Source organism: Achromobacter sp. GW823-FHT04E03, assembly GCF_058796095.1.
This window is the reverse complement of record NZ_JBXAIJ010000007.1, coordinates 35,150-51,354: the sequence shown is the minus strand read 5'-3', so window position 1 is coordinate 51,354 and position 16,205 is coordinate 35,150. Positions and strand designations below refer to the sequence as shown.

Here is a 16,205-nt window from a genome sequence, read left to right as displayed (position 1 = left end):
CTGCCTGATAGGTCTGTCTTCTGATGTACGCGGATTGTGGCGCTTGCAGTTGATTGCGGCCTGATTCTTGCTGAATTTGGCGCTAGTCCTCGTGCCACGAGGCGTGAGCAACAAGAAATGCATTCGGCGGGCGGAATCTATTCCGGCAGCCAGAATCTAATGGATGTATAGGGTTTGACGCGGGACCGGCGATCCGGGCGTGGCGGATGCTCCAGAAAACGGAACGTCAGATGCGCAACGGCAGAAATAAAAGCGGATGCGCGCGTCAACTTTGTTACATGGTTAATTAATATAGCTAAGCGGTGAATCAAGCAGTTCGGCGGCGGTCATCTCCGCATGGCGTTAGTGGTTTGGGTGCTGTGTCTACTCAGCTGCTTGGGGCAAAGGCCCGATAAGCAAGCAAAGCCTATTTATAGGCAGGCAGCCCCCCCGACGCCCGGGAGCCTACGCAGGATGAGGTCATGCACGCAACGCGCGAGTACGGTATTGCACCGCAACGGCGCCAAGCGGGCTCGCAAGAGCCGGCGCTGCGAACAACGCAGCCGCGTGATCTCCGCTGATTCACCAGATTTACCCGTATAACCGCCGCGTTGGACCGCTGTCCAAAGCGGCTTCATGCGGTGCAACATGCCCGAACGGGTTGCGACGACCACGGAAGCGACTATGACCAAATCCACCGGCAAATCCTCCTCTGCAATTGATGCGGCCGAAACCAAGGCCACCACGACCAAGCGCGTCGTAAGCATGGCAGCGGAAAAGGCGCCCGCCAAGACGGCGGTGAAGGTCGCCAAGCCCGCAGCCAAGACGGCCGCCAAGAAGACGACCAAGGCTGCCGCGGCTGACAAGCCCGAGAAGGTGACCAAGGCTCGCGCCAAGAAGGCCGAAGACAAGCTCGCCGACCTGGTGGGCAGCGCGCGCCCCGCGCCCAGCGGCCGGCGCCCGGGACGTCCCGCCAAGAACGCGAACAACGATTCCGACGGCTTTGACGACACCATGGACGGCGACGGCGAAGTTCTGCCCGATCTGAAGCCGCCCAAGCGTGGCGGCAAGCGCGGCAAGGCCGATCCCAAGGATCTGATCGCCCGCGGCCCCGTCACGCCCGAAGAATACGAAGCGCGCCGCAACCGCCTGAAGCAGCTGATCAAGCTGGGCAAGGACCGCGGCTACCTGACCTACGGCGAAATCAACGATCATCTGCCCGACGATCTGGTCGACGCGGAAGCGATCGACGGCATCATCAGCACGTTCAGCGATATGGGCATCGCGGTCTACGACCAGGCGCCCGATGCCGAAACGCTGCTGATGAGCGAAAACGCGCCGGTCGCGTCCAACGACGACGACGTCGAAGACGAAGCCGAAGCCGCGCTGACGACCGTTGACTCGGATTTCGGCCGCACCACGGACCCCGTGCGCATGTACATGCGTGAAATGGGCTCGGTGGAACTGCTGACGCGCGAAGGCGAAATCGAAATCGCCAAGCGCATCGAAGACGGCCTGAAGCACATGGTCATGGCCATCTCGGCCTGCCCGACCACGATCAACGAGATCCTGGCTCACATCCTGCGCGTGCGTGAAGGCCAGGCCCAGATCGACGAAGTGGTCGACGGCCTGGTCGATCCGGAAGACGGCGAGGAATACGCCGGCGCCGGCGTCACGGCCGAGGAAGACGAAGGCGACGACGGCCCCGCTGGCGGCATGTCCAGCAAGCAGCTGGAAGACCTGCGCGTGAAGGCCCTGGCCAAGTTCGACGAAGTCGGCAAGCAGTTCGAGAAGATGCGCCACTCGTACGAGAAGGACGGCTACAAGTCGGACGTCTACGTGCGCGCCCAGGAATCCATCCAGAATGAACTGATGGGCATCCGCTTCACGGCCAAGATGGTCGAGAAGCTGGCGGACACCCTGCGTCAGCAGGTCGAGGAAGTGCGCCAGCTCGAACGCGCTGTCCTGCACACGTGTGTGGACCGTGCCGGCATGCCGCGCACGCACTTCATCAAGGTGTTCCCGGGCAACGAAACCAACATGCAGTGGGTCGTCGACGAAGTGGCTGCCGGCCACCCGTACGCCGAAACGCTGGAGCGTCAGATTCCCGCCGTGCAGGAACTGCAGCAGAAGCTCATCGACCTGCAAACGCGCGTCGTGCTGCCGTTGAAGGACCTGAAGGACGTCAACAAGCGCATGGCTACCGGCGAAGCCAAGGCCCGCAAGGCCAAGCGCGAAATGACCGAGGCCAACCTGCGTCTGGTGATCTCGATCGCCAAGAAGTACACGAACCGCGGCCTGCAGTTCCTGGACCTGATCCAGGAAGGCAACATCGGCCTGATGAAGGCCGTGGACAAGTTCGAGTACCGTCGCGGCTACAAGTTCTCGACCTACGCGACCTGGTGGATCCGTCAGGCCATCACGCGTTCCATCGCCGACCAGGCGCGCACCATCCGTATCCCGGTCCACATGATCGAAACGATCAACAAGATGAACCGGATCAGCCGCCAGATCCTGCAGGAAACCGGCGCCGAGCCGGATCCCGCGACCCTGGCGCAGAAGATGGACATGCCCGAGGACAAGATCCGCAAGATCCTGAAGATCGCCAAGGAACCGATCTCCATGGAAACGCCTATCGGTGACGACGACGACTCGCACCTGGGCGATTTCATCGAAGACACGTCCACGCTGGCACCTTCCGACGCGGCTTTGCACGGTTCCATGCGCGATGTGGTCAAGGAAGTGCTAGACTCTCTCACCCCGCGTGAAGCCAAGGTTCTGCGTATGCGTTTCGGCATCGAAATGAGCACGGACCAGACCCTGGAAGAAGTGGGCAAGCAGTTCGACGTCACGCGCGAGCGCATCCGCCAAATAGAAGCGAAAGCGCTGCGCAAGCTGCGTCACCCCAGCCGGGCCGATAAGCTGAAGAGCTTCCTGGAAGGGCAGTAAAAGTTTTTAGGGCCTCTAGCTCATGCCTGGTTAGAGCAGCGGACTCATAATCCGTTGGTGCCGAGTTCGACTCTCGGGGGGCCTACCAAGAAAGTCCTGTTAATTCAGGCACCTACAGCCGCCAGCAATGGCGGCTGTTTCTTTTCCGGCTCCGATATTGACGTAATCTTGACGTTCTCGGCGTCGCTTGGTTCGTGCTGGGCGCGTTCCACGGCCGGGAGGTGGCCGAGCTGCGTGCTGTCCAGGCCATTGAGCGGGATGCGCAATCCCAGGCCACTGTTGCCGCTGTTGAGGCGGCGAGAACCGAAGAACGACGACGCACTGCCGCCATGGAGCAAGCCCGCGATAATGCCCAGAAAAAAAGCCGCTGTCGCGGTCGCTGATGCTGCTGGCACTCGTGTTGAGCGTGACCGGCTGCGTGCCCGCGCAAACACGTTGGCTCGCGCCGCAGTTGCCGAACAGCCCGCCCTTGCCGACGCAGGCCCGTCAGGAGCCGCTGCCGTCGATCTGCTCGCCTACATGCTTGGCCGCGCTATCGATCGAGCTGAAGCGCTTGCGGGCGTTGCAGATCGTGCCCGCATCGCGGGACTGACATGCGAACGGGCCTACGATGAGGTGCGAGACCCCAACGGCCAGGGTGGGGGTTGAGTATTGCGACCATGTGCGGCCACATGGAACTGCTAATATCCGCAAATTCCGGCAGTTCGGCCATCATTACGGGAAAACTGGATGAAGCGCGCTCCCTGTCTTGCCCTTGTGTTTGCGGCCCTGGTCCTCATCGCTGCGCGTCCGGCGGCGGCGGAGCAGGGATGCGGCGATGGTTACACCATGTCCACCCAGGGGCCGGCCCAGTGCATCCCCATCCCTGGCCTTTACCAAGTGCCGCAGGGCGGTGGCGTGCCGCCGCCGCCGCCGCGTCCGCAGGGGCATTGGGAAACCCGCTGGGGCGCATTCGCGTCCAGCAAGGAAAACCTGGTCGGCATGGCGGGCAACCTTGGCAGCGAGCGCGAAGCGACCAAGGCGGCCATTGCTCACTGTGTCTCGAAGGGCGGCACCGACTGCAAGACGGCGATGACGTTCTACAATCAGTGCGCGATCGTGGCTTCGGGGGCGGTCGGCAATGGCCAGTACTTCACCATGTTCCGCAAGCACTACACCATCGAGCAGGCGACCGACGACGCCATGGACATCTGCAAAGAGAAGAACCTGACGGAATGCACCGTCCATTTCTCCAATTGCAGCCAGGCGGAGTTCATACAATAGGCCGCTGCGGGTCCCCTCCCGCTGTCTCTGCTGTATGGGGCGTGGGCGGCGCGCCATCGGGCGATAGTCGGCGTTTGACCCGCTGTCCGGCCGTGATCTAACGTCTTCTGCAAGCGCCAAGTACCCACGGCCTGCCGTCACCCCGGAACTTTCGTGTCGGCCCTCGCTCTGATCTCCTTTTGTGCAAGACAGCAATGGAGAACTCCGATGAAATCCAACGCCCTGCCTGGTACTGCCCCAGACCCTCTGGCTTTCGAGGCGGAAGCCCTGGCGTGGAGCGGCGCTCGCCCAATGGCGTCTGACATCTCAATGATGTCTCCCGGCGAGTTGATGAGGCATGCCTTGGTAAAGCTGGAAAATTCGTCCGTTCACCAGACTCCGGAGAAAGCAGCCGCAATCCAGTACCTGACCAGCGCATTGAGCATGGTCAGCGTTGTCACATGTAGCTAAGCGGGATCAAGCAACTGTGTCTGCCGCGGGCAAGGGAACAGCGTAGGCAACGCATCAGTCGATGACTTCCGCGCAAGCATCCGTCGGCGCCGCCGCGACGTCGCCGACGACCGGCACGATCTTGATGGCGGCAGATGCGATACGGCACGGGGCGGCGACGACACCGCAGCCGGACGCGAACATGCATAGCATTGAGACCAGGATCCACTTCATCGGACGTGCTCGAAAATAATTGGTCAAGGCGCTGCCCGAGGACGGGCCGACGGTGTCGCACGGCGTCGATGCCGATCATGTTCAGACGCGGATTTCCATCTGAAGAGAATGTGCACGATGCATGGCGGAAGCGGCATTCTGCTTTGCGTCCGCACGGCAATTAGTGGGGAAATGCTGGCCAAGTGTAATGACACTTGCTCGTCCTGGAACAGGAAGTAACGCAGATCCCGCTTGTATGGCGCCAAGGCCGGAAAATCCCAGGTAGGATGGTGGCGTTCTCCTTCCGGGCGCGCCTGGAAGGGCGTCCAACAACAATAAGGAGCGCTACATGCTTGATACTCTCCCCAAGGCAGGTCGGGCCGGCGTGCTCGCCGCGATGCTCGGCGTGGCCAGCCTGGCGTTCACCGGCTGCACCACGACCACCGCCCAATCCTCGGCCACGGCTGCGGAAAAGCGGCAGGAACTCGATACCGCAGCCGACGCGACCCTGACCAAGCTTTATCAGTCCTCGTCCCAGGCCAAGCAATTGGTGGAACGCGCGCGTGGCGTGCTGGTGTTTCCGGGCGTATTGAGCGCGAGCTTCATCGTAGGCGCGCAGCATGGAACGGGCGTGCTGCGCGTAGGCGGGTCGGATACCGGCTACTACAGCATCACGGGCGGCTCCATCGGCTTGCAGGCCGGCGCGCAGTCCAAGGCGATGGTGGTGCTGTTCATGACCGACGGCGCCCTGGCCAAGTTCCGGGCCAGCAGCGGCTGGACAGTGGGGGCGGACGCGACGGTCGCGGTGGCCAATGTGGGCGTCAACGGCAGCATCGATACCTACACCGCGCAGCAGCCCATCGTCGGCTTCGTCTTGAACAACGGCGGCCTCATGGCCGGGGTGTCGGTGGACGGCAGCAAGATTTCACCGCTGCTGCTGTAAGCGGCCCGCACCCTTACAGCCCCATTGCCTTTTCCCAAGGCAATTGCGGCGGCAAGGCCTCTGTCATCGCATCCACGAAGGCCCGGATGCGCGGCGACAGGTGCCGGTTCGGCAGATAGACCAGCTGGACCGGCGCACCGGGCGCCATCCAGTCCGTCAGCACCAGCTTCAGGCGTCCGTCCAGCACGGCGGATTCCGCGATGAAGCTGGCCATGCGGGCGATGCCCGCGCCGGCCACCACGGCGTCCAGAATGGCTTCCGGATGATTCACGTTCAGATTGCCGCCGGGCGTGATCGTGTAGCGCTCATCGCCTTTCTGGAAATCCCATTCGTGATATCGGCCCGTCTGCCATTGGACATAGGCCAGGCAGTTGTGCCGTTCCAGCTCATTGGGCGTGGCCGGCGTGCCGTGTGCGGCCAGATAGGCCTGGCTGGCGCACGTGACGTAGCGCAGCCGGGACAAGGTCTTGGCGATGACGCGCGAATCCGCCGTGACGCCGATCCGTATGGTGGCATCCAATCCTTCTTCGGCCAGATTGGGCATGCGGTCGCTGAAATCGGCATTGATCGATAGCTCCGGATAGCGCGCGGTCAGCGACAGCAGCGCGGGCATGATGACCTTCCTGCCCAACCCGACCGGCGCATGCACGCGCAGCTTGCCGCGCGGGCTCACGCTGGCGCCAGTCACTTCGGCCTCGGCGGCTTCCACTTCCAGCAGGATGTGGCGGCAGCGCTGCAGCAGCAATTCGCCATCGTCGGTCAGCGACAGGTTGCGCGTGGTGCGATTGAGCAGCTTCACACCCAGCTTGGCCTCAAGCAGCGAGACGCTCTTGCTCACCGATGCGGTGGAGATGTCGAGCCGGTGCGCCGCGGCCGTGAAGCTGCCGCTGTCTGCGACGCGTACGAAATTCAGAACATGCTTGAGATGGTCTATCAGGATGTACATGGCGGTCGGACTGATGGGTGCACGCCATCTTAGCCATTCCCGCGCGCAAAGTTAAAGGTGATTTGCCCTCGGGTCCGTTTATCTGCCGCACGCCTGTCCCTACACTGAGCCGCAATGTTGGCAGGTTCAAAAAGACGACAGGAGACAAGGGTGGAGATCCAGAGCAGTGCGCAGGCAGCGGGCGGACCCGAGCAGGTTTATCTGGAGGGCCTGGCGGCAGGCCGGTTTCAGATCCAACGCTGCGCCGATTGCAGTCAGGCGGTGTTCTATCCGCGCTGCGTATGCCCCCATTGCGGCGGCGCGGCATTGGATTGGTTCAGCCCCGCGGGGGAGGGCGTGGTGTACGCCAGCACCACCGTGTATCGCGATGCGGAGCAGGGCGGCGACTACAACGTGTGCCTCGTGGATCTGCCGGAAGGCGTGCGGATGATGAGCCGTGTCGCGGAGATCGCGCCTGGACATGTGCGGATCGGCATGCGCGTCAGCGCCAGGATCGTTGGAGACGGCGAGGCGGCGAAAGTGGTCTTTGTGCCTATGGGAGCAGTGGCATGACGCTGCGCGATTTGAGGGGCAAGACTGCCGTGGTGGGCGTGGGGCAGGCCGGGCTGGGGCAGGCCCGCGGTTATACCGAGCAGGAGGTGCTGGCGCAGGCCGCCATGGCTGCGATCGCCGATGCGGGCCTGAGCCTGAAGGACATAGACGGCATTACGACATGCAGTTCCCTGTCGCCGATGTGGGCGATGTCGGTGGTCGAGTATCTGGGCATACGGCCGACCTTCCTGGACAGCACCATGATAGGCGGCTCCAGCTACGTGGCGCATCTGCTGCCCGCAATGCACGCGCTGGCGTCCGGGCAATGCAATGCGGTCCTGGTCTGCTACGGCAGCACCCAGCGCACCGCCAAGTTCAACCGCGCCGATCTGACTCGCGCGCGGAAATCCCTAGACCCTCAGCCCTACGAAACGCCCTATGACCCGCCTTTGCCGGTGGCGGCGTATGCGTTGGCCGCGAGCCGCCATATGCACCAGTACGGCACCACGCGCAAGCAATTATCGGAAGTGGCGGTGGCCGCGCGGAAATGGGCGCAGTTGAACCCCGACGCCACCATGCGCGAGCCGCTGTCGCTGGCGGATGTAGAGGCTGCGCGTCCGGTCTGCGAGCCCTTTACCGTTCGCGACTGCTGCATGGTCAGCGATGGCGCGGGCGCCTTTGTGCTGACGCGCTCGGACCGGGCTCGCGATTGCGCCAGGAAGCCGGTGTACGTGATGGGCAACGCCACCGCGGTGTGGAACCGGCAGGTTTCCTCCATGCATGACCTGACGGTGACGGCGGCGCTTGAATCGGGCAGGCGCTGCTACGAGATGGCCGGCGTATCTGCAAAGGACATGGACCTGGCCATGTTGTATGACGCCTTCACCATCAACACCATCCTGTTCCTGGAAGACCTGGGCTTCTGCCAGAAGGGCGAGGGTGGCGCGTTCGTGGACGACGGCGCAATCGCGCCGGGCGGGCGGCTGGCGGTCAATACCAACGGCGGCGGCTTGTCCTGCGTGCATCCCGGCATGTACGGCGTATTTCTCATGATCGAGGCCGTCAGGCAGTTGCGCGGCGAATGCGGAGCGCGCCAGTTGAAGGATCCGAACCTGGCCCTGGTGCATGGCAACGGCGGGACCTTGTCCAGCCAGTCCACCGCGATCCTGAGCGCCTTGCCTGCGCTCTGACCGTCCGACAAGTTTGCGGTAGAGGCGGAACGACCGCATCCGTCGCCATGGGGAAAGCAATGTTGAACAAGATCGTGCCTACTTTGGAGTCCGCCGTGGCCGGGGTGGAGGATGGCGCCACACTGCTGATCGGCGGGTTCGGCGCATCCGGCGTGCCAACGGAACTGTTGCAGACGCTGCTGGAAACCGGCGCGCGCGAACTGACCATCGTCAACAACAACGCCGGCAATGGCGAGCCGGGCTTGAGCCAGTTGATCCGTGCGGGGCGGGTGCGCAAGGTGATCTGCTCCTTCGCCCGTTCCTCCAATCCCAGGAAGCCCAATGCCGCCGCGTTCGGCGAATGGTATGCGGCGGGCAGGATCGAGCTGGAGGTGGTGCCGCAGGGCACCTTGGCCGAACGCCTGCGCGCCGCTGGCGCGGGCATGGGACCTTTCTTCACGCCCACGGCCTATGGGACGCGGCTGGCGCAAGGCAAGGAAACGCGCTCCATCAACGGCCGGGGGTATGTGCTGGAAGAGCCGTTGCCGGGCGATGTGGCCTTCGTGAAGGCCCAGTACGGCGACAGCGCGGGCAATCTGACCTACCGCTACGCCAGCCGCAATTTCGGACCTGTGATGTGCATGGCCGCAAGGCTCACGGTGGCTCAGGTCGACCAGGTGGTGCCGCTGGGGGCGTTGGCGCCGGAACAGGTCGTGACGCCCGGAATATTCGTTCAACGCATCGTCGAGTGCCCCAATGAGCATCAATAGCCTGTCCCGCGCGCGCATGGCGCAGATCGTCGCCGACGACATTCCGCCCGCTTCGTACGTCAATCTGGGCATAGGCATGCCGACGTCGGTGGCGGATTACCTGAAGCCGGAGCGCGGCGTGGTGCTGCATAGCGAAAACGGCATCCTGGGCATGAAAGGCCTGCCGCCAGGCGCCGAGGTCGACGGGGATCTGCTCAACGCCAGCAAGGAGCCCGTCGCGCTGGACATCGGGGCGTCGATCACCGATCACGTCGTGTCCTTTTCGATGATGCGCGGCGGCCATATCGATCTCACCGTGCTGGGCGCCTTCCAGGTGTCGGCCGACGGCGACCTGGCCAACTGGGACACGGGGCGCGAAGACTCGATACCGGCGGTCGGCGGGGCCATGGATCTGGTGGCGGGCGCCAAGCGCATCTTCGTGATGATGCAGCACGTGGATCGCGACGGCCGGCCAAAGATCGTGCCCGCATGCACTTATCCCCTTACCGGCAAGGCCGTGGTGGATCGCATCTATAGCGATCTGGCCATCCTGGACATCAGGCCGGACGGGCTGCATGTGCGGGCGATGGTGAGCGGCCTGTATTTCGCGGCGCTGCAGGCGCGGACCGCGGTGGAACTGACGCTGGACGAGGCGTGGATCGAACTGGCGCCCTGAGTTTCAGGCTGGCGCCGTCATGGGAGGAAGCAATGAGCTGGACGCAGGAATTGGACGAACTGGCGCGCCGCAAGGCGTTTTCCCTGCGCATGGGGGGCGAGGACAAGGTGAAGCGTCAGCATGACGCAGGCAAGCTGGACATCCGCCAACGGATCGAACGGCTGGTCGACGGCGGTTCGTTCGTCGAAGTCGGCGGATTGGCCGGCAGCGGCGAATATGACGAACAGGGCCGCCTGGTCCATGTGATGCCCTCGAACGTGATCATGGGGCGCGCGGCGCTGGACCGTAAAAACGTCGTGGTCGTGGGCGACGACTTCACCGTGCGCGGCGGCGCGAACGACGGCGCCGTGGGCGACAAGATGATATTCGCCGAGCAGATGGCGTTCGATCTGCGCATTCCGCTGGTGCGCTTGATCGACGGCACGGGCGGCGGCGGCTCGGTCAGGAACATCGAGAAGATGGGGCATGCGCTGCTGCCGAAGATGAAGATCTGGGCCTATGTGGCGCGCAACCTGGCGCAGGTCCCGGTGGTGTCGCTGGCCCTCGGATCGGTGGCGGGCCAAGGGGCTGCGCGCGTGGCGGGCAGCCACTATTCCGTCATGGTGAAGGACACTTCGCAGCTGTTCATCGCGGGTCCACCGGTGGTGGCCAAGATCGGCCAGAACCTGGGCAAGAACGAACTGGGTGGAAGCGCCATCCATACGCGCAATGGCGTGGTGGACGACGAGGTGGATTCCGAGGACGAGGCCTTCGCGGCCGCGCGGCGCTTCCTGTCGTACATGCCCGCCTCCGTGCACGATCTTGCGCCCAGGGGCGAGATCCCGACCGTGGCTGCGGACCAGGACTGGCTGCGCACGGCCATCCCGAAGGACACGCGCAAGGTCTACAAGATCCGGCCGATACTGGAAACCTTGTTCGATCCCGGCAGCGTGTTCGAAATCGGCCGGCATTGGGGCAAGGCCATTGTCGGCGGCCTGGCCCGGGTGGATGGCTGGCCGGTGCTGTTCGCCGCCAGCAACCCTTATCACTATGGCGGCGGCTGGGACCGGCATACCGCCGAGAAATTCACCCGCCTGGTCGATCTGGCCGAGACCTTCCATTTGCCGGTGGTGAACCTGGTCGACATCGCGGGTTTCCAGATCGGTCTGGAAGCCGAGAAGGACGGCGTGATGCGCGCCGGGGTGAAGGCGCTGACGGCGGTCGCGCAGTCGACGGTGCCCTGGTTCTCGCTGATCATGCGGCGCGCTTTCGGCGTGGCAGCGGGCGGCCATCAGAATTCCAGCCGCTTCAACTTCCGCTATGCCTGGCCATCGGCGCAATGGGGCTCGCTGCCCATCGAGGGCGGCCTGGAGGTGGCGTACCGGTCCGAGATCGAGGCGGCCGCCGACCCCGAAGCCAAGCGCGCGGAGATCGAGGAAAGAGTGCGGGCCCTGACGTCCCCGTTCCGCAGCGCGGAGGCCTTCGTCATCGAGGACATCATCGATCCGGCCTGCACGCGAGCGCGCCTGGTCGAGTTCGCCAATCTGGCCGCGCCGCTGCGCCGGCCCGGCCAGGTGACCACCGGATACCGGCCCTGAGAGGATGCAGATGAAGAAGATCCTGATTGCCAACCGGGGGGCCGCTGCCGCTCGCATCCTGCGTGCCGTGAAGGCGCTGGGCCTGCAATCCGTGGCGGTGTACTCCGAGGCCGATGCCGACCTGCCGTACGTGCTCCAGGCCGACGAGAGCTACTGCATCGGGCCCGCGCCGGCGCGGGCCAGCTATCTCAACCAGGACCTGCTGCTTGAGGTCATGGCGCGCTGCGGAGCCGATGCGCTGCATCCGGGCTACGGATTCCTTTCCGAGAACGCGCAATTCGCACGCAGAGTGGAAGCGGCGGGGCATTGCTTCATCGGACCTTCGTCCAGGTGGATCGATGTGCTGGGCAACAAGGCGAGCGCGCGCGAGTTGATGCAACGGCATGGCCTGCAGGCAGGCGGCAGCACCGGCATCCTGCCTCGCGACGACATGGTCGCGGTACGCCAGGCCGCCGACGCACTCGGGTATCCGGTGCTGATCAAGCCTGCGGGCGGTGGCGGAGGCATAGGCATGATCCCCGTCCACGATCCGCAATCGCTGTCCGACTGCTGGGAACGCGCCAGCGGCATGGCCGAAAAGGCGTTTGCCAATGCCGCGCTGTACCTGGAGCGATTCGTGCCGTCGCCGCGGCATATCGAATTCCAGTTCCTGGCGGACAGGTTTGGCAATGTCCTGTCCCTGTTCGAACGGGACTGTTCCACCCAGCGCAGATACCAGAAGGTGATCGAGGAAGCGCCGGCGCCGGCCATCGACCGCCAGGCCGTGGCTGGCATGGCCGAACGGCTGTCGGCGATCCTGGGGAAGATCGGCTACGACGTTATCGGAACGGTGGAGATGCTGTACACGCCGGACAGCGGCTTTTCGTTCCTGGAGGTCAACACGCGCCTGCAGGTCGAGCACGCCATCTCGGAAGCGGTCACCGGCGTGGACATCGTGCAGGCGCAAATCCGTCTGGCTGCGGGCGAAAAGCTGTCGTCGGTGATTGACAGGCCGCCCGCCGTAGCGGGACATGCGATCGAGGCGCGCGTGTATGCCGAGGATCCCGTGCGCTTCCTGCCATCTCCCGGCGTTCTGAAAGCGTTCGAGTTGCCGCCGCCTCGCCCAGGCCTGCGGATAGAGACGGGCTACGCGCAGGGCAACCGGGTTTCCAGCCATTACGACCCCATGGTGGCGAAAGCCATCGTGCATGCCGATGATCGCGCCGCCGCCATCCGCGAGTTGACCGGCGCGCTCGGCGCGATGCGGATAGAGGGCATCAAGACCAACATTCCCATGATTCTTCAGGTGCTCGCGTCGGAGCGGTTCCAGGCCGGTGCGATGACCGTTGACGGCTTGCAGGCAGTGATTTCAACAGAGTCGGTAAAGGAGCTGGCATGAAAAAAATCGTCTCCAACGTGGCAGGCCGTGTGGTCGCGTGTTGCGTGGAAGAGGGGGCACGGATTCAGACGGGCGACGAGGCCTTCAAGGTCGAGTCCATGAAGATGGAAATTCCCGTGGAAAGCGAGGCAGCAGGCCGTATCGCGCAGATTCTGGTTGCGGTCGGCGATGAAGTGGAGGAAGGGCAGGATCTTGCTGTGCTGGATTGAGGCGGACCGCCTCTGAACCTGGATAAGAAAAGCGAGGAGACTATGTTCAAGACAATCAAAAAAGACGCGCCCGCAGCTTCTGCGCGCAAGCGTCCCCTGACGTTCCTGGCGTTGCTGGGAGTGGCGGCCCTGCTGGGCGCCGGCGCGGCGGGCGCGCAGACGGCGCAGGGCTTTCCCAACAAGCCGGTGACGATAAACGTGCCGTTCTCGGCGGGCGGCACGACCGATATCCTGGCACGCGTGATAGGCCAGCGCCTGAGCGAACACTGGGGCGTGTCCGTGGTGGTCGAAAACAAGCCCGGCGCGGGCGGCAACATCGGCACCGCGCAGGTGGCGCGCGCCGCGCCGGACGGCTACACGCTCGTGATGGGCACGATAGGCACGCACGCCATCAATCCCAGTCTCTACAAATCCATGCCCTACGACGCGATCAAGGACTTCGCGCCGATCACGCGTACCGCCATGGTGCCGAATGCCCTGGTGGTGCCCAAGAACGCGCCATACGACACCGTGAAGGAGCTGATCGCCTACGGCCGCGCCCATCCCGGCAAGCTCACCTTCGGCTCTTCCGGACACGGAAGCACGCTGCACATGTCAGGCGAGACGTTCAAGATGATGACCGGCGTCGACATGGTGCATGTGCCCTACAAAGGCAGCACGCCGGCCGTGACGGATCTGCTGGGCGGCCAGATCTCGATGATCTTTGACAACCTGCCTTCGGCGTTGCCGCATATCAAGGCGGGCCGGCTGAAGGTGCTGGCAGTGACCTCGGCCCAGCGCAGCGACCAGCTGCCCGACGTGCCCACCGTGGCGGAGGCGGGCGTGCCCGGCTACGAGGTCGTGTCGTGGTTCGGCCTGTGGGCGCCCGCCAAGACGCCGGACGACGTCGTGTCGGAGATCAACAAGCAGGTGGTCGCCATCATCCAGACGCCCGACATGCAGAAGCAGATCCGCGACCAGGGAGCGGTGCCCAATCCCGATACGCCCGCGGAGTTCGCCGCCTTCATCGGCAGCGAGGGAAGGAAGTGGGCCGAGGTGGTGCGCCGCGCCAACGTAACGACCGAGTAGGCAATCGACAGTATCGGGTCTGCCGCAGGCAGCCGGCAGGCCCGCTTTGAGGAGACACAGGCATGGAACGCATGATGGAAGGCAAAGTGGCGGTGGTGACCGGGGCCGGGGGCGGCATCGGCCGAGAGATAGCTTTGCAATTGGCGGCCGAGGGCGCCAAGGTCGTGGTCAACGATATCGGGGTCGCGCTCAATGGCGATGACCTGTCCGCCGCGGTGGCGCCTGCGGACGCAGTCGTCGCCGAGATCCGCGCCGCGGGCGGGACGGCCGTCGCCAACTTCGATTCAGTCGCGACGTACGCGTCCGCCAACGCCATCGTCCAGTGCGCCATGGATCACTTCGGCCGCATCGATGGCGTGGTCAACAACGCGGGCAACCTGCGCGACCGCTCTTTCCACAAGATGAGCGAGGAAGAATGGCGGGCCGTCATCGCGGTGCATCTGGATGGCACATTCTTCGTCAGCAGGGCTGCTGCCACGCACTTTCGCGAACAGGAGAGCGGCGCGATGGTGCACATGACCTCGACTTCAGGGCTGATCGGCAACTTTGGCCAGGCCAATTACGGAGCGGCCAAGCTGGGCATCGTGGCCCTGTCCAAGATGATTGCGCTGGATATGGGGCGGTATGGCGTGCGCTCCAACTGCATCGCCCCTTCGGCCTGGAGCCGCATGACCAGTTCCATCCCCACCGATACGCCGCAACAGCGGGACCGCGTGGAAAAGCTAAAGAAAATGGAGGCGGGCAAGATTGCGCCGATGGCCGTGTACTTGCTCAGCGACGCCGCGCGCGAGGTCAGCGGCCAGATATTCGCAGTGCGTGCCAACGAAATCATGCTGATGAGCCAGCCGCGGCCCTTGCGCTCCGTCCATTTCAGCGAAGGCTGGACGCCGCAGCGCATTGCCGAGGTCGCCATTCCGGCAATGCAGAAGCACTTCTATCCGCTGGAGCGTTCGCCCGACGTGATGAGCTGGGATCCGATCTGAACCGGACGCCGTGGTCATGGATGTGTCTTCGGGACCAAAGGGAGAAACGTCATGCGCTTGAGCCATGAGCAACTGATGAGCTACGAATTGCCGGAAATCAGGCAGCGCTACACCGAGCGGGATGTCATGCTGTACGCGCTGTCGGTGGGCTTGGGACAGGATCCTGTGGATGCCTCCGACCTGGCCTACGTGGGCAGGCGGCATGATCCGCTGGTGCTGCCCTACATGGCGGTGGTGCTGGGCTATCCGGGCTTCTGGCTGGATGCGCCCGATATCGGGGCCGATACGGTGCGCTTGCTGCACGGCGAACAGGGAATGGAACTGTTCCATCCCATACCCGCCGCCGGCGAACTGACAGGCAAGACCCGCGTCGTGGAGGTTGTCGACAAGGGCGAGAAGGGGCTGTTGCTGTATTCCGAAAAAACGTTGACGGATGCCGGCACGGGGCAGCTCATCGCACGGACTTTCGCGACCCACGTGCTCAGGGGCGATGGCGGCATGGCGAACGCGGGCAGGCAGGCGCGCCCGGCGCACGCCATGCCCGGCGGGCCGCCAGACTGGACCGTGCAGGCGCGCACCCGGCCCGAGCAGGCGCTGGTGTATCGCCTTAATGGCGACTACAACCCGTTGCACTGCGATCCGCAGGTCGCCCAGGCAGCCGGCTTTCCCCGCCCCATACTGCATGGCCTGTGTACGTTTGGCCTGGTGTCGCACACTGTCGCCAGGCAGTTGCAGCCTGCGGGCAACGGGGCGGTGCGTTCCGTGTCGCTGCGGTTTTCCGGGCCGATGTATCCCGGCGAGACGCTGAGCGTAGACGTCTGGCGGGATGGCTCCTTCCGGGCGAAAGTCATCGAGCGCGACGCGATCGTCATTGACAATGGGGTGTTGCGGGTCGCTTAGCGCTGGGTAGGGCGGGCGAGTCCGGGCTGTTGTCCCGAGCGGGGCATTTGCGCGCCGCAAAATGGAAGAGCGCCCCAGCTCAAGGTGAGTCTGAGGCGCTCCTGCCCGGCTTCGCACGCGATGGGTGTCAGACAGCCCGGCAACTCAAATCTACTGCTGAGCCATAGGTCGAACAATAGGGAAAACCCTTGAATATTAAAGGGTTACAAGATTCATGCCGTTTTGCGCGGTGGCCAGCCTGGG

At 64.1% G+C, this 16,205-nt stretch carries 18 protein-coding genes and 1 tRNA gene; 17 read left to right on the top strand and 2 right to left on the bottom strand.

All coding sequences use genetic code 11. The annotated features are described in order from the left end of the window. Positions 1–663 precede the first annotated feature (663 nt). The 6 genes from rpoD (at position 664) to AC1RHV_RS29935 (ending at position 4,641) form a co-directional block, all read left to right on the top strand. Positions 664–2,928 (top strand): RNA polymerase sigma factor RpoD, encoded by a 2,265-nt coding sequence (gene rpoD, locus AC1RHV_RS29960; RefSeq protein ID WP_192331007.1) that lies wholly within the window; start codon positions 664–666, stop codon positions 2,926–2,928. 9 nt (positions 2,929–2,937) lie between these two features. Beyond that, a tRNA-Ile gene (locus AC1RHV_RS29955) sits at positions 2,938–3,016 on the top strand. 106 nt (positions 3,017–3,122) lie between these two features. Next, positions 3,123–3,311 carry a DUF2514 family protein gene (locus tag AC1RHV_RS29950; protein ID WP_309600015.1) on the top strand — a complete coding sequence of 63 codons (189 nt, stop codon included), beginning with the start codon at positions 3,123–3,125 and terminating at the stop codon, positions 3,309–3,311. Further along, positions 3,311–3,520: a hypothetical protein gene (locus AC1RHV_RS29945; RefSeq protein ID WP_492302575.1), complete on the top strand. Its 210-nt coding sequence runs from the start codon at positions 3,311–3,313 to the stop codon at positions 3,518–3,520. The genes AC1RHV_RS29950 and AC1RHV_RS29945 overlap by 1 nt, the downstream gene beginning before the upstream one ends. Before the next feature lie 137 nt (positions 3,521–3,657). After that, positions 3,658–4,191: a DUF4189 domain-containing protein gene (locus AC1RHV_RS29940; RefSeq protein ID WP_492302573.1), complete on the top strand. Its 534-nt coding sequence runs from the start codon at positions 3,658–3,660 to the stop codon at positions 4,189–4,191. A 207-nt stretch (positions 4,192–4,398) separates the two neighbouring features. Then, positions 4,399–4,641, top strand: coding sequence for a hypothetical protein (locus AC1RHV_RS29935; RefSeq protein WP_054458632.1), 243 nt, complete (start codon positions 4,399–4,401; stop codon positions 4,639–4,641). Between the two features lie 54 nt (positions 4,642–4,695). Here AC1RHV_RS29935 and AC1RHV_RS29930 read toward each other — a convergent pair whose 3' ends face one another. Beyond that, positions 4,696–4,854, bottom strand: a complete 159-nt coding sequence (locus AC1RHV_RS29930) for a DUF6726 family protein (RefSeq protein WP_054458630.1) — start codon at positions 4,852–4,854, stop codon at positions 4,696–4,698. A 328-nt stretch (positions 4,855–5,182) separates the two neighbouring features. Here AC1RHV_RS29930 and AC1RHV_RS29925 point away from each other — a divergent pair, with 328 nt between their 5' ends. After that, entirely contained in the window at positions 5,183–5,776 is a 594-nt protein-coding gene (locus AC1RHV_RS29925) for a BPSL1445 family SYLF domain-containing lipoprotein (protein ID WP_054458628.1), read from the top strand. A 13-nt stretch (positions 5,777–5,789) separates the two neighbouring features. Here AC1RHV_RS29925 and AC1RHV_RS29920 read toward each other — a convergent pair whose 3' ends face one another. Further along, positions 5,790–6,722 (bottom strand): LysR family transcriptional regulator, encoded by a 933-nt coding sequence (locus AC1RHV_RS29920; protein ID WP_492302570.1) that lies wholly within the window; start codon positions 6,720–6,722, stop codon positions 5,790–5,792. A 150-nt stretch (positions 6,723–6,872) separates the two neighbouring features. On the opposite strand from AC1RHV_RS29920, the gene AC1RHV_RS29915 reads away from it, so the two are divergent. From AC1RHV_RS29915 to AC1RHV_RS29870, 10 genes are all read left to right on the top strand, one after another. Beyond that, positions 6,873–7,274: a Zn-ribbon domain-containing OB-fold protein gene (locus AC1RHV_RS29915; RefSeq protein ID WP_254593372.1), complete on the top strand. Its 402-nt coding sequence runs from the start codon at positions 6,873–6,875 to the stop codon at positions 7,272–7,274. Then, a complete protein-coding gene (locus AC1RHV_RS29910) occupies positions 7,271–8,443 on the top strand; it encodes a thiolase family protein (protein WP_492302567.1) in 1,173 nt (390 codons plus the stop codon). The genes AC1RHV_RS29915 and AC1RHV_RS29910 overlap by 4 nt, the downstream gene beginning before the upstream one ends. 59 nt (positions 8,444–8,502) lie before the next feature. After that, on the top strand, positions 8,503–9,192 hold the full coding sequence (locus AC1RHV_RS29905; protein WP_054458619.1) for a 3-oxoacid CoA-transferase subunit A: 690 nt from the start codon (positions 8,503–8,505) through the stop codon (positions 9,190–9,192). Continuing rightward, on the top strand, positions 9,179–9,847 hold the full coding sequence (locus tag AC1RHV_RS29900; RefSeq protein WP_492302565.1) for a 3-oxoacid CoA-transferase subunit B: 669 nt from the start codon (positions 9,179–9,181) through the stop codon (positions 9,845–9,847). Before AC1RHV_RS29905 ends, AC1RHV_RS29900 begins: the two co-directional genes overlap by 14 nt. Positions 9,848–9,879: 32 nt before the next feature. Further along, positions 9,880–11,424, top strand: coding sequence for an acyl-CoA carboxylase subunit beta (locus AC1RHV_RS29895; protein WP_313387306.1), 1,545 nt, complete (start codon positions 9,880–9,882; stop codon positions 11,422–11,424). 10 nt (positions 11,425–11,434) lie between these two features. Further along, entirely contained in the window at positions 11,435–12,802 is a 1,368-nt protein-coding gene (locus AC1RHV_RS29890; protein ID WP_492302564.1) for an acetyl-CoA carboxylase biotin carboxylase subunit, read from the top strand. Continuing rightward, a complete protein-coding gene (locus tag AC1RHV_RS29885; RefSeq protein WP_054458613.1) occupies positions 12,799–13,011 on the top strand; it encodes an acyl-CoA carboxylase biotin carboxyl carrier protein subunit in 213 nt (70 codons plus the stop codon). The genes AC1RHV_RS29890 and AC1RHV_RS29885 overlap by 4 nt, the downstream gene beginning before the upstream one ends. Positions 13,012–13,053: 42 nt before the next feature. After that, positions 13,054–14,079, top strand: coding sequence for a Bug family tripartite tricarboxylate transporter substrate binding protein (locus tag AC1RHV_RS29880; protein WP_054458611.1), 1,026 nt, complete (start codon positions 13,054–13,056; stop codon positions 14,077–14,079). A gap of 62 nt (positions 14,080–14,141) precedes the next feature. Then, positions 14,142–15,062, top strand: coding sequence for an SDR family NAD(P)-dependent oxidoreductase (locus AC1RHV_RS29875; RefSeq protein WP_054458610.1), 921 nt, complete (start codon positions 14,142–14,144; stop codon positions 15,060–15,062). Between the two features lie 51 nt (positions 15,063–15,113). Then, positions 15,114–15,962: a MaoC/PaaZ C-terminal domain-containing protein gene (locus AC1RHV_RS29870; protein WP_054458608.1), complete on the top strand. Its 849-nt coding sequence runs from the start codon at positions 15,114–15,116 to the stop codon at positions 15,960–15,962. The last annotated feature ends 243 nt before the right edge of the window (positions 15,963–16,205 follow it).

Coding starts and splice junctions, on each gene's coding strand:
- AC1RHV_RS29905 (WP_054458619.1), top strand. CDS start 8,503: ATGTTGAACAAGATCGTGCCTACTTTGGAGTCCGCCGTGGCCGGGGTG.
- AC1RHV_RS29920 (WP_492302570.1), bottom strand. CDS start 6,722: ATGTACATCCTGATAGACCATCTCAAGCATGTTCTGAATTTCGTACGC.
- AC1RHV_RS29880 (WP_054458611.1), top strand. CDS start 13,054: ATGTTCAAGACAATCAAAAAAGACGCGCCCGCAGCTTCTGCGCGCAAG.
- AC1RHV_RS29870 (WP_054458608.1), top strand. CDS start 15,114: ATGCGCTTGAGCCATGAGCAACTGATGAGCTACGAATTGCCGGAAATC.
- AC1RHV_RS29885 (WP_054458613.1), top strand. CDS start 12,799: ATGAAAAAAATCGTCTCCAACGTGGCAGGCCGTGTGGTCGCGTGTTGC.
- AC1RHV_RS29945 (WP_492302575.1), top strand. CDS start 3,311: ATGCTGCTGGCACTCGTGTTGAGCGTGACCGGCTGCGTGCCCGCGCAA.
- AC1RHV_RS29875 (WP_054458610.1), top strand. CDS start 14,142: ATGGAACGCATGATGGAAGGCAAAGTGGCGGTGGTGACCGGGGCCGGG.
- AC1RHV_RS29890 (WP_492302564.1), top strand. CDS start 11,435: ATGAAGAAGATCCTGATTGCCAACCGGGGGGCCGCTGCCGCTCGCATC.
- AC1RHV_RS29910 (WP_492302567.1), top strand. CDS start 7,271: ATGACGCTGCGCGATTTGAGGGGCAAGACTGCCGTGGTGGGCGTGGGG.
- AC1RHV_RS29925 (WP_054458628.1), top strand. CDS start 5,183: ATGCTTGATACTCTCCCCAAGGCAGGTCGGGCCGGCGTGCTCGCCGCG.
- rpoD (WP_192331007.1), top strand. CDS start 664: ATGACCAAATCCACCGGCAAATCCTCCTCTGCAATTGATGCGGCCGAA.
- AC1RHV_RS29930 (WP_054458630.1), bottom strand. CDS start 4,854: ATGAAGTGGATCCTGGTCTCAATGCTATGCATGTTCGCGTCCGGCTGC.
- AC1RHV_RS29935 (WP_054458632.1), top strand. CDS start 4,399: ATGAAATCCAACGCCCTGCCTGGTACTGCCCCAGACCCTCTGGCTTTC.
- AC1RHV_RS29900 (WP_492302565.1), top strand. CDS start 9,179: ATGAGCATCAATAGCCTGTCCCGCGCGCGCATGGCGCAGATCGTCGCC.
- AC1RHV_RS29895 (WP_313387306.1), top strand. CDS start 9,880: ATGAGCTGGACGCAGGAATTGGACGAACTGGCGCGCCGCAAGGCGTTT.
- AC1RHV_RS29940 (WP_492302573.1), top strand. CDS start 3,658: ATGAAGCGCGCTCCCTGTCTTGCCCTTGTGTTTGCGGCCCTGGTCCTC.